The 14966-nt window shown below is 64.6% G+C and carries 17 protein-coding genes; 4 read left to right on the top strand and 13 right to left on the bottom strand.

Annotated elements, in window-relative coordinates:
* Window positions 1-148 precede the first annotated feature (148 nt).
* Both pgeF and rluD read right to left on the bottom strand, forming a co-directional pair.
* Window positions 149-889 (bottom strand): peptidoglycan editing factor PgeF, encoded by a 741-nt coding sequence (pgeF, locus tag LOY51_RS04165; RefSeq protein WP_258644725.1) that lies wholly within the window; start codon window positions 887-889, stop codon window positions 149-151.
* Window positions 886-1848, bottom strand: coding sequence for a 23S rRNA pseudouridine(1911/1915/1917) synthase RluD (gene rluD / locus LOY51_RS04160; RefSeq protein ID WP_125462591.1), 963 nt, complete (start codon window positions 1846-1848; stop codon window positions 886-888). The genes pgeF and rluD overlap by 4 nt, the downstream gene beginning before the upstream one ends.
* Before the next feature lie 149 nt (window positions 1849-1997).
* Here rluD and LOY51_RS04155 point away from each other — a divergent pair, with 149 nt between their 5' ends.
* Window positions 1998-3017 carry an outer membrane protein assembly factor BamD gene (locus LOY51_RS04155; RefSeq protein WP_110991767.1) on the top strand — a complete coding sequence of 340 codons (1020 nt, stop codon included), beginning with the start codon at window positions 1998-2000 and terminating at the stop codon, window positions 3015-3017.
* Window positions 3018-3111: 94 nt separating this feature from the next.
* The gene (locus LOY51_RS04150; RefSeq protein WP_110991768.1) at window positions 3112-3342 is read left to right on the top strand and encodes a PP0621 family protein; all 231 of its coding nucleotides are present in this window, start codon (window positions 3112-3114) and stop codon (window positions 3340-3342) included.
* A gap of 134 nt (window positions 3343-3476) precedes the next feature.
* Here the strand turns inward: LOY51_RS04150 and thiO are convergent, their stop codons facing one another.
* Genes thiO through LOY51_RS26950 form a run of 5 tightly spaced genes read right to left on the bottom strand, consistent with a single transcriptional unit; the run spans window position 3477 to window position 6474 of the window.
* Complete coding sequence (thiO, locus tag LOY51_RS04145; protein WP_258644708.1) at window positions 3477-4574, bottom strand: glycine oxidase ThiO; 1098 nt, start codon at window positions 4572-4574, stop codon at window positions 3477-3479.
* 53 nt (window positions 4575-4627) lie between these two features.
* Entirely contained in the window at window positions 4628-5026 is a 399-nt protein-coding gene (locus LOY51_RS04140; protein ID WP_258644705.1) for a type IV pilin protein, read from the bottom strand.
* Window position 5027: 1 nt separating this feature from the next.
* Complete coding sequence (locus tag LOY51_RS04135) at window positions 5028-5498, bottom strand: hypothetical protein (RefSeq protein ID WP_258644702.1); 471 nt, start codon at window positions 5496-5498, stop codon at window positions 5028-5030.
* Window positions 5498-6142 (bottom strand): PilW family protein, encoded by a 645-nt coding sequence (locus tag LOY51_RS04130; protein ID WP_258644699.1) that lies wholly within the window; start codon window positions 6140-6142, stop codon window positions 5498-5500. Before LOY51_RS04130 ends, LOY51_RS04135 begins: the two co-directional genes overlap by 1 nt.
* Window positions 6139-6474, bottom strand: coding sequence for a hypothetical protein (locus tag LOY51_RS26950; protein ID WP_309475588.1), 336 nt, complete (start codon window positions 6472-6474; stop codon window positions 6139-6141). The genes LOY51_RS04130 and LOY51_RS26950 overlap by 4 nt, the downstream gene beginning before the upstream one ends.
* Window positions 6475-6604: 130 nt before the next feature.
* On the opposite strand from LOY51_RS26950, the gene LOY51_RS04120 reads away from it, so the two are divergent.
* A complete protein-coding gene (locus LOY51_RS04120) occupies window positions 6605-7084 on the top strand; it encodes a GspH/FimT family pseudopilin (protein WP_258644697.1) in 480 nt (159 codons plus the stop codon).
* Here the strand turns inward: LOY51_RS04120 and ispH are convergent, their stop codons facing one another.
* The 6 genes from ispH to murJ all read right to left on the bottom strand — a co-directional run bounded on the left by ispH (window position 7085) and on the right by murJ (window position 14416).
* Window positions 7085-8032, bottom strand: a complete 948-nt coding sequence (ispH, locus tag LOY51_RS04115) for a 4-hydroxy-3-methylbut-2-enyl diphosphate reductase (RefSeq protein WP_125462582.1) — start codon at window positions 8030-8032, stop codon at window positions 7085-7087.
* A 14-nt stretch (window positions 8033-8046) separates the two neighbouring features.
* On the bottom strand, window positions 8047-8484 hold the full coding sequence (locus LOY51_RS04110) for an FKBP-type peptidyl-prolyl cis-trans isomerase (protein WP_110991776.1): 438 nt from the start codon (window positions 8482-8484) through the stop codon (window positions 8047-8049).
* Complete coding sequence (gene lspA, locus LOY51_RS04105) at window positions 8477-8989, bottom strand: signal peptidase II (RefSeq protein WP_125462581.1); 513 nt, start codon at window positions 8987-8989, stop codon at window positions 8477-8479. Before lspA ends, LOY51_RS04110 begins: the two co-directional genes overlap by 8 nt.
* Window positions 8982-11813 (bottom strand): isoleucine--tRNA ligase, encoded by a 2832-nt coding sequence (ileS, locus tag LOY51_RS04100; RefSeq protein ID WP_258644687.1) that lies wholly within the window; start codon window positions 11811-11813, stop codon window positions 8982-8984. The genes lspA and ileS overlap by 8 nt, the downstream gene beginning before the upstream one ends.
* Window positions 11810-12760 carry a bifunctional riboflavin kinase/FAD synthetase gene (ribF, locus tag LOY51_RS04095; protein ID WP_125857433.1) on the bottom strand — a complete coding sequence of 317 codons (951 nt, stop codon included), beginning with the start codon at window positions 12758-12760 and terminating at the stop codon, window positions 11810-11812. Before ribF ends, ileS begins: the two co-directional genes overlap by 4 nt.
* A 117-nt stretch (window positions 12761-12877) precedes the next feature.
* Complete coding sequence (gene murJ, locus LOY51_RS04090; protein WP_125462578.1) at window positions 12878-14416, bottom strand: murein biosynthesis integral membrane protein MurJ; 1539 nt, start codon at window positions 14414-14416, stop codon at window positions 12878-12880.
* 251 nt (window positions 14417-14667) lie between these two features.
* Here murJ and rpsT point away from each other — a divergent pair, with 251 nt between their 5' ends.
* Complete coding sequence (rpsT, locus tag LOY51_RS04085) at window positions 14668-14946, top strand: 30S ribosomal protein S20 (RefSeq protein ID WP_003247625.1); 279 nt, start codon at window positions 14668-14670, stop codon at window positions 14944-14946.
* Window positions 14947-14966 lie beyond the last annotated feature (20 nt).

Genomic DNA, 14966 nt, shown 5'->3' with positions numbered 1-14966 from the left:
TCGAGGTCAGCAGGGAGAGTGGTGGATTGAGATTGCCGGGGCTGCTGCGCAGCCCAATAGCCGGCAAGCCGGCTCCCACAGGAGCAGTACAAACCTTGGCATGTGGGAGCTGGCTTGCCAGCGATTGGGCCGCGAAGCTGCCCCAGGCTTAGCGAGGGCTGAGCCACACCAGCGAAGCAAAGCGCCCACCCTGCGGGGTGCGGCGATAAGAGAAGAAGCGTTGATCGCTGACCGTGCAGAGCCCACCGCCGTAAACAGCCGTCACACCGCGTGCGGCCAGGCGGATCCGCGCCAGCGCATAGATGTCGGCCATCAGCTTGCCCGGCCGTTCGCCGTCGACAAAGGCTGCAGCCGCCTCGGGGTGCACCGCCGTGAACGCATCACGCACTTCCAGGCCCACTTCAAAGGCCTGCGGGCCAATTGCCGGCCCCAGCCACACCAGCACGTCTTCAGGCGGCACGGCCAGGCGGTCCAGGGTAGCTTCCAGCACGCCACCAGCCAGCCCGCGCCAGCCGGCATGGGCGGCGGCCACACGGGTGCCGGAGCGGTCGCAGAACAGCGCGGGCAGGCAGTCGGCGGTCATCACGGTGCAGGCAATGCCGGGCTGGTCGGTCCAGCTGGCATCGGCCTCGGCAACCAGCGCCGGGTTGGCGTCAGCCACCACCAGCCCATGCACTTGCTTGAGCCAGGCGGGCTGGATGGCGAATTCATCACTGAGGCGACGACGGTTCTCGGCAACGGCCAGCGGCTCATCGCCCACATGGTCGCCAAGATTGAAGGTGGCATAGGGCGGCAGGCTGACGCCGCCCTCGCGGGTGGTGACACAGGCGCGTACCGAGGCCGGGGCCGGCCAGTCGGGGAGGATCAGCGACTGCGTCAGGCCACTCATCCGATGAAGCTCTCGCGGTCCTGTTCGAGCAGCGACAGCAGCCACTTGAAGTCATCCGGCAGCTCGGACTTCCACTCCATACGTTCACCGGTAGTCGGGTGATCCAGGGCCAGGAAGCGTGCGTGCAGGGCCTGACGAGGGAAGTTTTTCACCGCCTCGACCATGGTCACGCTGGCGGCCGGTGGAATGCGGAAACGCACGCCGTAAGTCTGGTCGCCGACCAACGGGTAGCCGACATGCGCCATGTGCACACGGATCTGGTGGGTACGGCCGGTTTCCAGCTTGACCCGCACATGGGTGTGCGAACGGAAGCGCTTGAGTACCCGGTAGTGGCTGACCGCCGGCTTGCCACCGTCGGTGACCGCCATGCGCTGGCGCAGGCCGCCGTGACGGCCGATCGGCGCGTCGATCTTGCCGCCGGCAATCACCACGCCCACCACGATGCATTCATAGATGCGGCTGACGCTGCGGCTCTGCAGCTGCTCGACCAGCTTGGTCTGCGCCTGCAGGGTCTTGGCCACCACCATCAGGCCGGTGGTGTCCTTGTCCAGGCGATGCACGATACCTGCGCGCGGCACATTGATGATGTCCGGCACATGGTGCAGCAGGGCATTGAGCAAGGTGCCATCGGCATGGCCGGCCGCCGGGTGGACCACCAGCCCGGCAGGCTTGTTGATCACCAGGATCTGGTCGTCTTCATAGACGATGTCCAGCTCGATATCCTGGGCCACCCATTCACCCTGGGCTTCCTGTTCGGCCTCGAGGGCCAGGATGTCGCCACTGTGAACGGTGTCGCGCGGCCGCAGTACCGCGTCATTGACGGTCAGGCGACCATCCTTGATCCACGAAGTAAGGCGCGAACGCGAGTACTCGGCGAACAGTTGGGCGGCGACCTGGTCGAGGCGTTGGCCGCCCAGTTCGGACGGGACCTCTGCGCTAAGTTGAATGATCTCGGACATGCTCAATTCGGCGGGCGTACAGCCTTTGGTTTCGGCTGCGTGCTTGTGGTTAAATACGGCTTCTTTTGCCCCGGGGTTTGGCCGGGGGCGCTCATCATAACAGGACGGCTCCGCCCAAGACAGCGGCCGTCAAAGGGACGCAAGCCGCCATGCAAGTGAAACACCTGCTGCTGATCGCCATCCTCGGGCTCACCGCTGCCTGTTCCTCGAACAAGGAAGTCATTGACGAGAACCTCAGCGAGGCCGAGCTGTACCAGCAGGCTCAGGCTGATCTGGACAACTCCAGCTACACCAGCGCCGTGAACAAGCTCAAGGCCCTGGAATCGCGCTATCCGTTCGGCCGCTACGCCGACCAGGCGCAGCTCGAGCTGATCTACGCCAACTACAAGAACTCCGAGCCCGAGGCCGCCAAGTCCGCCGCCGAGCGCTTCATCCGCCTGCACCCGCAGCACCCGAACGTCGACTACGCCTATTACCTGAAAGGCCTGACCTCCTTCGACCAGGACCGTGGCCTGTTGGCGCGCTTCCTGCCGCTGGACATGACCAAGCGCGACCCAGGCGCCGCCCGTGACTCGTACAACGAGTTCGCCCAGCTGACCAGCCGCTTCCCCAACAGCCGTTACTCGCCAGACGCCAAGCAGCGCATGATCTACCTGCGCAACCTGCTGGCCAGCTACGAAATCCACGTGGCCAACTACTACCTGAGCCGCGAGGCCTACGTGGCCGCCGCCAACCGTGGTCGCTACGTGGTCGAGAACTTCCAGGAAACCCCATCGGTCGGCGACGGCCTGGCGGTGATGGTCGAGTCGTACCAGCACATGCACCTGGACGAACTGGCCGCTACCAGCCTGGAAACCCTCAAGCTCAACTACCCGAACCACCCGAGCCTGGTCGATGGCCAGTTCGTCGCCACCCAGGATGAAAACGGCAACCGCTCCTGGCTGTCCAAGGCCACCCTGGGCCTGATCGAGACCGAAACGCCGCTGCCACCGGGCGAGACCCGCGCCAACCAGGACGTGGTGCGCCAGTTCCAGGACGCCCGCTCCGAGATGCCGGAAGACCTGCTGCCCAAGGACGAAAACGGCGACCCGATCCTGCCGGAAGGCCCGAAAGAAGCCGAGAAAGACCGCTCGTGGTTCAGCTACATGACCTTCGGCATGTTCGACTGATCCTGCGCGTGACAAAGAAGGGAGGCCCAAGGCCTCCCTTTTTTATTGGCCGCATCCTAGACTGTCGCCTTCTTCTCTCGACAAGCTGGACACCATGGTTCGCCTACTTTTCTGGATCGCCCTGATCGCCGCCGCGTTCTGGCTGTGGCGCAAGTTCAAGACCAGTCAGCAATCCCCCGCCGAGCCGCGCCTCGACGACCCGCTGAGGATGGTGCGCTGCGCCCACTGCGGCGTACACCTGCCGAATGACCGGGCGTTGCAGCAGGGCAAGGAGTGGTATTGCAGCCAACAGCATTTGCAGCAAGGGCCAGGCCGGCAGGGCTGACCCCATGAATCCCGTCCAGGTATGCCCCTGTGGGAGCGGGTTTACCCGCGATCACCAGCAAGGCTGGTGCCAGGCACCGCGGTGCCTGCTTCGCGGCTAAAGCCGCTCCCACAGAGCGCGTTCCTCCGGCGCCTTCAGGCCAGACGGCCTTCAGGCGCATACGGCGCCGGGTCGATGATCGGCTCACGCCCCAGCAGCAGGTCGCTGAACAACTGGCATGACGCCGGCGCCAGCACCAGGCCATTGCGGTAATGGCCGCAGTTCAGCCATAGCCCTTCATGGCCCGGTACCGCACCGATGTAAGGGATGCCTTCCGGCGAGCCCGGACGCAACCCCGCCCAGTGTCCAACGACTTCGGCATCGGCCAATGCCGGCAACAGCTCGATGGCCGAGGCCTTGAGGCTGGCCAGTGCTTCGGCTGTAGGGGTTTTGTCGTAGCCTTCGTGCTCCAGGGTACTGCCCACCAGGATGTGCCCGTCGCGGCGCGGGATCGCGTAGCGCCCCTTGGCCAGGACCATGCTCGGCAAGAAATCTTCGGCGCACTTGAACAGGATCATCTGGCCTTTGACCGGCTCCACCGGCAATGCCAGGCCCAGTGTCTGCAACAGGTCGCCGCTCCAGGCACCGGCGCTGAGCACCACATCATCAGCGGCCAGCACGCCGTCGTTGGTCTGCACACCGACGATGCGCCCGCCTTCCTCGGCGAAACCGGTGACTTGGCAGTGCTCGCGCAGGGTGACGTTGGGCAGCGCCAGCAGCGCGGCCTTGAGCGACTTGACCAGGCGCGGGTTGCGCACGTTGGCCACACCGGCCATGTAGATCGCGTGGCGGTAGCCCGCGCCCAGCACCGGCACGGCGTCGTAGGCCGCCGAGATATCCACCGCACTCAGCGGGCGCTGTTCGCGCGCAGCCCAGGCCAGGGCCTCGGCTTCATCGTCCAGGTCCAGCCAGTACAGGCCGGTGGTGTACACCTCAGGGTCGACGCCGGTGCTGGCGAACAGGCGCTCGCCCAGCTGTGGATAAAAGTCCTGTGACCAATGCGCCAGCGCCGTCACTGCGGTGCTGTAGCGCCACGGGTACAGCGGCGAGACGATACCGCCCCCCGCCCACGACGACTCGCGGCCGACCTCGCCCTGGTCGCACAGCACCACCCGGTCGACCTCGGCCGCCAGGTTGAACGCCGTCAGCAGGCCGATGACGCCACCGCCGACAATCACTACTTGCTTGCTCATCGTTCGATCCAACACCTGAAGTAATTCCACGGTGCCATGGCACCTTCTGATCTTCAGCTTCCCCAGCACAGCTCGACATTGTCGCCAGCACCTGGATTGCTGCGCACACCTGCCTGGTCGAGCTGGAAGTCGCCACAGCGGTCTTGCGCCATGATCCCGTCGGGCAGGCGCACGGCCAGCAGCGTGAAACTGTCAGTCTCGCGGCGAGCCTGTAGGCGGTAGTAGCGGTTACCCATGGGCAATGGCGTCACCAGCTGTTCGTTGTCGGCGTAGCTGCCGACGCGGGTGTGGTGGCGCGCAAGGCGCAGGGCCGCATCCTGCAGCAGGCCGACCACTTCGCTGTGCGCGGCACGCCGTAGCTGTTCGCTGTAACTGGGGTAGGCAATGGCTGCCAGCATGCCGATCAGTGCCACGACAATCAACATCTCGATAAGGCTCAGGCCACGCTGCATGTCAGTCGTCCTCCAGGCGTTGGCGCCAACTGATGCGCCGTAGCACTGCCGCGTCATCCAGCGCATGCACAGCTTCAAGTACCCGACGGCCGCGTACCTGACGGCTGATGGCCGTCACCCGGACCAGCGTCACTTGCTCGCCAGCCGGCATGCCAGCAGCCCGGCTGCTCTGGCCAAGGTTCTGCAAAAACACGTAGCCGCTGTCGGTGGCTTGCCATGGCGGGGCCGGTTCGTCGCCGGGAAGACCCGGCGGCAGGCATGCCGAACACAGCTCGGGCAAGTGCGTCGACAGCAACGCCGCCCCCTCGATCAGACTGGCCTCTGCCTGCTCGAAAGCACGTACTCCCGCCAGTTGCTCACTCAGCAGCCGCTGCTGCACCAGTGCCTCACGCAGCCCTTGGGCCGCCAGCAGGCCGAGCAGCAGGCTCAGGCTCAGGGCCAGCAACAGCACCACACCCTGTTGCCGCTTCATCAACCCTGCCTCGGATTGCGCAACGCCACGCTCAACTGGTGACGGTGCTCGAGCTGGTGCTGGCGGTCGAACAGCGTCAGGCGAATATCCAGCAGCTCCCCCTCCGCCACTTCGACCAGGTTCACTTCGAACGCCCGCACATTGTCGATCAGATTGGCATTCTGGGAATAGGTGAGGAGCTGGAGGCTACCTTTGTGCAAGCGGTAGGTCAGCCGACGAATGGGCAAGGCCTGCACCACAGTGCCGGGGACATGCCGGTGGCCCACCACCTCGGCCCAGCTGCGGCAGTCACTGAGCACCGTCCAGTCGGCCCGGCCTGCCAACCCGGGTAACTCCGCGCCTACCAAGGTCAGGCTGCCGGGTGTGATAGTGATCGGCGTGGCGAACGCCTCGGCGGCGCCGGCAATCCTGAAGTCAGCCGCATCCAGGCGCAGGCAACCGAACATGCCGGCCATGCGGATATCCTCGGCCAAGCGTTGCAACACCAGCCGGGCGTCATCCTGAAGGCGGGCGGTCGCCCCTTGCAGGCGCCAAGCCTGGTAGGCCGAGCCGAACAGTTGACTCGCCGCCGCCAGCAACATCAAGCCAAGTGCCAGCGCCAGCAGTGCCTCGATCAGACCGAAACCTGCAGGCCGCCGCCTCATGGTTGTACCCGGCCTTGCAGTTCAAGCACCTGCCGCTGGCCGCCCATGGGCCAAGACACCCCAAGCATCAGCCAATCAGCCGCCAAGCTGGCTTGCGCCTGCGCCTGCCCGCCCAATACGGTCACCACCTGCGCTCGCCACGCCGTCGTGTCGACCGCCGACAGCTCCCCCCTCGCCCTGGCGCGCTCCAGCATGCCTTGCAGCAGTTGCAGCGCCTGCCCTTCACGCCAGGCGCTGTCGCTGGCATGCAGGCCGCGAACCTGTATTGCTGCTGCCATGAAGACGCCCAGCGCCAGCACGGTCATGGCCACCAGCACTTCCAACAATGTCATGCCGCCTTCCCTGCCCCACATCGACACCCCTCCTGGGATCTTTCCTCGCCTGCCAACTGAAGCCGCCGACTGGTATTCACATGAGCCGTTGGCGAAGCTTCAGCGAAGCACGTCCAGGGGGAAATGCACGGTGAGGCAACAGGGTGTAACACTGCTGCAAATGATGTCTGCACTGGCCGTGGCAGGCCTTCTGACACAGCTTGGGGTTTCGGCCTACGGCAAGCTCAGCGAAGAGCTGGATCAGGCCGCTACAGCCCGTGAGCTGGCACAGGCGCTGCGTGACGCGCGCAACCAGGCACTGCTACGTCAGCGGGCGGTAGTAGTGCAGCCAATGGAGGAGAACTGGGGCAAGGGCTGGCGCGTTTTGCTGGAGCATAACGGCCTGTTGCTGCGCGAACATCGCCTGGCAAAGCCAGCCAGGATCGTCGCGAGCTCAGGTAAGACGGTCAGGTTCAGCGGGCGGGGAGCGCCGCTGGGGGATGGCTTCGGGGGGATAACCTTGACCCTTTGCCGACGGGGTGGCGCGGGAAGCGAGCAGAGGGTGGTGCTGAGCCCCAGTGGAAGAGTGCGCCTGCTCAGCGACGAGAAACGTCGCTGCGCAGGCGACTGATCAGATCAGCGAGCGAACCCGCAGCTCTTTGGGCATGGAGAAGGTGATGTTCTCCTCGCGGCCATCGAGTTCTTCGGCGCCGGTCGCGCCCCAGGCCTTGAGCTGTTCGATCACGCCACGCACCAACACTTCGGGGGCCGAAGCACCGGCGGTGATGCCGATCCGCTCGACACCGTCGAACCAGCTGCGCTGCAGGTCCTCGGCACCGTCGATCAGGTAGGCCGGGGTGCTCATGCGCTCGGCCAGCTCACGCAAGCGGTTGGAGTTGGAGCTGTTGGGGCTGCCGACCACCAGCACCACGTCGCACTCGTCGGCCAGTTGCTTGACGGCGTCCTGGCGGTTCTGGGTGGCGTAGCAGATGTCGTCCTTGCGCGGCCCACCGATGCTCGGGAAGCGTGCGCGCAGGGCGTCGATGACCCGGCTGGTGTCATCCATCGACAGGGTGGTCTGGGTGACGAAAGCCAGGTGCTCGGGGTTGCGCACCTGCAGCGCGGCGACGTCCTTCTCGTCTTCGACGAGGTAGATGGCGCCGCCATTGCTGGCATCGTACTGCCCCATGGTGCCTTCGACTTCCGGGTGCCCGGCGTGGCCGATCAGGATGCACTCACGGCCGTCGCGGCTGTACTTGGCAACCTCGATGTGCACCTTGGTCACCAGTGGGCAGGTGGCGTCGAAGACTTTCAGGCCACGGCCGGCGGCCTCCTGGCGCACCGCTTGCGATACACCATGGGCGCTGAAGATGACGATGACGTCGTCCGGCACCTGGTCCAGTTCTTCGACGAAAATCGCGCCACGGCTGCGCAGGTCTTCGACGACGAACTTGTTGTGCACCACTTCGTGGCGCACGTAGATCGGTGGGCCGAAGACTTCCAGGGCGCGGTTGACGATCTCGATCGCCCGGTCGACCCCCGCGCAGAAGCCGCGCGGGTTGGCGAGTTTGATTTGCATGCTCGGCTCCAGGCTCACAGGGCCTTCACGTCGAGGATCTGCACCTCGAAGTTGAGGGTCTTGCCAGCCAGTGGATGGTTGAAGTCGATGGTCACCTGGTTGTCGTCGAACGCTTTGACCACACCCGGCAGCTCGGTGTTGGCGGCATCGTTGAAGATCACCAGCAGCCCGTCGGACAGCTCCATGCCTTCGAACTGCGAGCGCGGCATTACCTGCACGTTCTGCGGGTTGTGCTGGCCGAAGGCGTTCTCTGGGGCGATGCTCAGCTTGCGCTGGTCACCGGCCTTGAAACCGAACAGGGCGCTTTCGAAGCCTGGCAGCAGGTTGCCGTCGCCGACCTTGAAGGTGGCCGGGGCCTTGTCGAAGGTGCTGTCGACGGTGTCGCCGTTTTCCAGGTGCAGGGCGAAGTGCAGGGTCACTTCGGTGTTCTGGCCAATACGTGTCTCAGTCATGGACAGGCTCCTCGGACTTCTTGCTCTTGAACATATCCAGCGCCAGCATCACCGCACCCACGGTGATGGCGCTGTCGGCCACGTTGAAGGCCGGGAAGTAATGGGTGTTGCGCCAGTGCACCAGGATGAAGTCGACCACATGGCCAAGCACCACGCGGTCGTACAGGTTGCCCAGCGCGCCACCCAGCACCAGGGCCAGGGCCACGGCAAGCCAGGTCTCGTTGCGCCCCAGGCGCTTGAGCCAGACCACCAGCACGGCACTGACCACCAGGGCGATCAGGGCGAACAACCAGCGCTGCCAGCCGGAGCTGTCGGCGAGGAAGCTGAAGGCCGCGCCGGTGTTGTAGGCCAGGGTCCAGCTGAAGTAGTCGGGGATGACCACGATCTGCTGATACAGGCTCAACGCCCCTTCGAAGTAGACCTTGGTGGCCTGGTCGACGACCAGTACCACCAGGCTCAGCCAGAGCCAGGCAAGGCGCCCGAAGCGCCCAGCTGCGTTAGGCATAGTGGCGCACCTCGCCTTCACCGCTCAGGTTGTCGACGCAACGGGCGCAGATTTCCGGGTGCTCCGGGTGACTGCCGACGTCGGCGCGGAAGTGCCAGCAACGGCCGCACTTGGCATGGCCGGACTTGACGATCTTCAGCTTGAGGCCTTCGACTTCGGTTGTCACGGCATCGGCCGGGGCCTGGACGAACGGCACCACGCTGGCGGCGGAGGTGATCAGCACGAAGCGCAGCTCGTCGCCGAGCTTGTTCAGGTCGGCAGTCAGGCCCTCTTCGGCGAACAGGGTGACTTCGGCCTGCAGGTTGCCGCCGATGACCTTGGCGCTGCGCTGGTTCTCCAGTTCCTTGTTGACGGCTGCCTTGACGGCCATCACGCGGTCCCAGTAGGCGCGGTCCAGCTCGGCGTCGGCCGGCAGTTCGCTCAGGCCCTGGTACCAGCCGTTGAGCATCACCGACTCGTTACGCTCACCTGGCAGGTACTGCCAGATTTCGTCGGCGGTGAAGGCCAGGATCGGCGCGATCCAGCGCACCAGCGCCTCGCTGATGTGGTACAGCGCGGTCTGGCAGGAACGGCGGGCGACACTGTTGGCGCCGGTGGTGTACTGGCGGTCCTTGATGATGTCGAGGTAGAAGCCGCCCAGCTCCTGCACGCAGAAGTTGTGGATCTTCGAGTAGACGTTCCAGAAGCGGTATTCGCCGTAGTGCTCTTCCAGCTCGCGCTGCAGCAGCAGGGTACGGTCCACCGCCCAGCGGTCCAGCGCCAGCATGTCTTCGGCCGGCAGCAGGTCGCGGGCCGGGTCGAAGCCGGACAGGTTGGAGAGCAGGAAGCGCGCGGTGTTGCGGATGCGGCGGTAGGCGTCGGCGCTGCGCTGCAGGATCTGCTCGGAAACCGCCATCTCACCGGAGTAGTCGGTGGCCGAGACCCACAGGCGCAGGATGTCGGCACCCAGGGTGTTGTTGACCTTCTCAGGCTCGATGGTGTTGCCCAGCGACTTGGACATCTTGCGGCCGTTCTCGTCCACGGTGAAGCCGTGGGTCAGCAGCTCGCGGTACGGCGCGTGGTTGTCGATGGCGCAGCCGGTCAGCAGCGACGAGTGGAACCAGCCGCGGTGCTGGTCGGAACCTTCCAGGTACAGGTCGGCGCGCGGGCCGGTGGCGTGGCCGATGTCGTGCGAGCCACGCAGCACATGCCAGTGGGTGGTGCCGGAGTCGAACCAGACGTCGAGGGTGTCGGTGATCTTGTCGTACTGGCCGGCTTCGTCACCGAGCAGTTCGGCGGCGTCCATCTTGAACCAGGCTTCGATGCCTTCTTGCTCGACGCGCTTGGCCACTTCTTCCATCAGTTCGACGGTGCGCGGGTGCAGCTCGCCGGTTTGTTTGTCGAGGAAGAACGGGATCGGTACGCCCCAGTTGCGCTGACGCGAGATGCACCAGTCCGGGCGGTTGGCGATCATCGAGTGCAGGCGCGCCTGGCCCCAGGCCGGGACGAACTTGGTGTCTTCGATGGCCTTGAGCGCGCGTTCACGCAGCGGCTCGCCAGTGGATGGCTGCTTGTCCATGCCGACGAACCACTGCGCGGTGGCGCGGTAGATCAGCGGGGTCTTGTGGCGCCAGCAGTGCATGTAGCTGTGGCTGATGGTTTCGGTGTGCATCAGCGCACCGACTTCGCTCAGCTTGTCGACGATGGCCGGGTTGGCCTTCCAGATGAACTGGCCGCCGAAGAACGGCAGCGACTCGACGTACACGCCGTTGCTTTGCACCGGGGTGAGGATGTCGTCGTTGACCATGCCGTAGCGCTTGCAGGTGACGAAGTCGTCTTCACCGTAGGCAGGCGACGAGTGCACCACGCCGGTACCGGCGCCCAGCTCGACGTAGTCGGCCAGGTAGATCGGCGACAGGCGGTCGTAGAACGGGTGACGGAAGTTGATCAGTTCCAGCGCCGAACCTTGCGCGGTGGCGATGACCGAACCTTCAAGGTTGTAACGCTTGAGGCACGACTCGGCCAGCTCTTCGGCCAGCACCAGCAGGCGCTCGCCGGTATCGACCAGGGCGTACTTGAACTCGGGGTGGATGTTCAGCGCCTGGTTGGCCGGGATGGTCCACGGGGTGGTGGTCCAGATCACGATGGCCGCCGGCTTGGCCAGCGAGGCCAGGCCGAAGGCGGCGGCCAGCTTGGCGTCGTCGGCGACCGGGAAGGCCACGTCGATGGTCTGGGATTTCTTGTCGGCGTATTCGACTTCGGCTTCGGCCAGGGCCGATGCGCAATCGAAGCACCAGTTCACGGGCTTGAGGCCCTTGAACACGAAGCCTTGCTTGACCATCTCGGCCAGGGCGCGGATTTCACCGGCCTCGTTGGCGAAGTTCATGGTCTTGTAGGGGTTGTCCCAGTCACCCAGCACGCCCAGGCGGATGAACTCGGTCTTCTGCCCTTCGATCTGCTCGGCGGCGTACTCGCGGCACAGCTCGCGGGTGCGGTCGGCGGTCAGGTGCTTGCCGTGGGTGACTTCGACCTTGTGCTCGATCGGCAGGCCGTGGCAGTCCCAGCCCGGCACGTAGGGCGCATCGAAGCCCGACAGGGTTTTCGAGCGGACGATCATGTCCTTGAGAATCTTGTTCAGCGCATGACCGATATGGATCTTGCCGTTGGCATAGGGCGGGCCGTCGTGCAGGACGAACTTCGGACGATCCTTGCCAATTTCGCGCAGCTTCTGGTACAGGCCAATGCTGTCCCAGCGCTGCAGAATCTGCGGTTCGCGCTGAGGCAGGCCGGCCTTCATCGGGAAGGCGGTGTCCGGAAGGTTTAGCGTGGCTTTGTAGTCGGTCATTTCAGGCTCTTCGTTAGCGGTTGAGCGTGCCAGTGGGCACGTGCGGCGGCGATGTCCGCGTCGATCGCCGACTTCAGCGCCTCCAGGGAGGCGAAACGCTGCTCTTCACGCAGCTTGTGGTGGAACTCCACCGTCAGACGCCGGCCGTAGAGGTCACCGGCGTAGTCCAGAAGATGAATCTCCAGGTGGGGACGCCCGTCACCGGCGACGGTGGGGCGTACTCCGATATTGCCGACACCCGGCCACTGCTGGCCGTCGATCTCGATGCTGGCCAGGTAGACCCCGGACAGCGGTACGCGGCGGCGCTTGAGCTGGATGTTGGCGGTGGGCGTGCCGAGCTGGCGGGCCAGTTTCTGGCCGTGCAGCACACGCCCGGTAATGCGGTAAGGGCGGCCCAGCAGGTGCGCGGCCAGTTCGAAGTTGCCTTCGCTGAGGGCCTTGCGCACTTCGGTGCTGCTGACCCGCAGGCCGTCCTGGATCACGGTGTTGGCGGCTTCGACGGTAAAGCCGTAGCGCACGCCTGCATCGACCAGGAAATCGAAGTCGCCGGCACGGTCGCAGCCGAAGCGGAAGTCGTCACCCACTTCGAGGTGGCGCACACCCAGGCCATCGACCAGGATCGCCTTGACGAACTCATCGGCGCTGAGCTTGCTCAGGCGCTGGTTGAAGGCCAGGCACAACACCCGGTCGATACCTTCGCCAGCCAGCAGCTCGACCTTGTCGCGCAGGCGCGCCAGGCGGGCCGGGGCGGTGTCGGGGGCGAAGTATTCGCGCGGCTGCGGCTCGAAGATCACCACGCAGGTGGGAATGCCGAGTGCCTGGCCGCGCTCGCGCAGACGCGCGAGGATCGCCTGGTGACCCCGGTGGACCCCGTCGAAGTTGCCAATGGTGGCGACACAGCCCCGGTGCTCGGGGCGCAGGTTGTGAAGACCTCGAACCAGCTGCATAACGCGCTTCTTGCTCATAAAGTGGCCGATTATAACCACACCCGGGCGCTGACGACAGGCAGCAGCGCCACCCGGGTGTGTGGAATGTGAAAAACCGACGCCTGACCCTTTTGCGCCTCAGTGCAGCGCTTTGCGGGCGAAATGCCGCGGGCGGAAACCACACAGGTACAGGCAACCGAAGTAAGTAACCACACCTGCCGCGATCAGGCCGCCCAGGCGCAGGAAACGCGCCAGCATATCGCCCTGCGCCCAAGCCGGCAGGTAGTGCATGCCCAACAGCAGCACGCCCGACATCAGCCCCACCGCCAACAGCAGCTTGAGCAGGAACAGCAGCCAGCCGGCTTGCGGCGTGTACAGCTGTTGGCTGCGCAGCTTCCAGTACAGCAGGCCGGCATTCAGGCAGGCCCCCAGGCTGATCGCCAGGGCCAACCCGGCATGGGCCAGCGGGCCGACCAGCGCCAGGTTGAGCAACTGGGTGCAGACCAGGGTGAACACCGCGATCTTTACCGGCGTGCGGATATTCTGCTGGGCATAGAAGCCTGGAGCCAGCACCTTGACCAGGATGATCGCCAGCAGGCCCACCGAATAGGCGATCAGCGCTCGCTGGGTCATGGCCGCGTCGAAAGCGGTGAACTTGCCGTACTGGAACAGCGCCACGGTCAGCGGTTCGGCAAGAATCGCCAGGGCCAGGGTGCATGGCAACACCAGCAGGAAGCACAGGCGCAGGCCCCAGTCGAGAATCCGTGAGTACTCTTCACGGTCCTTGTTGGCGTAGGTCTTGGCCAGGGTCGGCAACAGGATGGTACCCAGGGCTACGCCCAGCACCCCCGAAGGCAGCTCCATCAGCCGGTCGGCGTAATACATCCAGGACACCGAGCCGGCCACCAGGAAGGAGGCGAAAATGGTGTTGATGATCAGCGAAATCTGGCTCACCGATACCCCGAGGATGGCCGGCAGCATCTGCTTGAGCACCCGCCACACGCCGGCGTCGCGCAGGTTCAGGCGCGGCAGCACGAGCATGCCGATCTTCTTCAGCGCGGGCAGCTGGTACAGCAGTTGCGCCAGGCCGCCGGCCAGCACACCCCAGCCCAGGGCCATGATCGGCGGGTCGAAGTACGGTGTGAGCAGGACGGCGAAGGCGATCATCGCCACGTTGAGCAGGGTCGGGGTGAAGGCCGGAACGCTGAAGCGGTTCCAGGTATTGAGGATTGCGCCTGCCAGCGACGACAGCGAGATCAGCAATATATAAGGAAAGGTCACCCGCAGCAGCGAAGTGGTCAGCTCGTATTTCTCGGCATTGTCGACAAACCCTGGCGCCGTGGCCCAGACCACCCAGGGCGCGGCAAGAATGCCGATGACTGTCACCAGCGCCAGAACCAGGGTAAGCAGGCCGCTGACATAGGCAATGAAGGTTCGGGTGGCCTCCTCGCCTTGCTGGGTCTTGTACTCGGCCAGGATCGGCACGAAGGCTTGCGAAAACGCGCCTTCGGCAAAGATCCGCCGCAGCAGGTTAGGCAGTTTGAAGGCGATGAAAAAGGCGTCGGTGGCCACGCCAGCGCCGAAAATCCGCGCCAGGATGGTGTCGCGCACGAAGCCGAGCACCCGGGAAATCATGGTGATGGAGCTGACCGCAGCCAGGGATTTGAGCAGGTTCATCGAAAAGATTCACGCCAGAGGACGGAGGACGCTGCCAGTTGGCATCCGAATGTGCGATACTCCCGCGCCTTCGCAGGGGAGCCAAAAATTCCCGAGTTTACAGGTCGCGTAGCAGAAAGGAATCTTTCCTGGCTGTTGACCCACCACTCGGCGGAACCTTGCAGGTGGCCTTGACATCCGTTCGACTCGTCGGCATGATTCGCGGCCTATTTTGTTTGCTATTTACCTAAAGTCTTTCGAGGAGCTCGACGGTGGCCAACACACCTTCCGCCAAGAAACGTGCAAAACAGGCTGAGAAGCGTCGCAGCCACAACGCCAGCCTGCGTTCCATGGTTCGCACCTACATCAAGAATGTAGTCAAAGCCATTGACGCAAAAGACGCTGAAAAAGCGCAAGCCGCTTACGTTCTGGCTGTGCCTGTAATCGACCGTATGGCCGACAAGGGCATCATCCACAAGAACAAGGCTGCTCGCCACAAAGGCCGTCTGAATGGCCACATCAAGGCGCTGAAAGAAGCTGCAGCTGCCTAAGCGACGTTCTTGTCGAAAAA

It is taken from the genome of Pseudomonas sichuanensis, assembly GCF_024749065.1.
GTDB classification, from domain to species: domain Bacteria; phylum Pseudomonadota; class Gammaproteobacteria; order Pseudomonadales; family Pseudomonadaceae; genus Aquipseudomonas; species Aquipseudomonas sichuanensis.
This window is presented reverse-complemented; position numbering and strand designations above follow the sequence as displayed.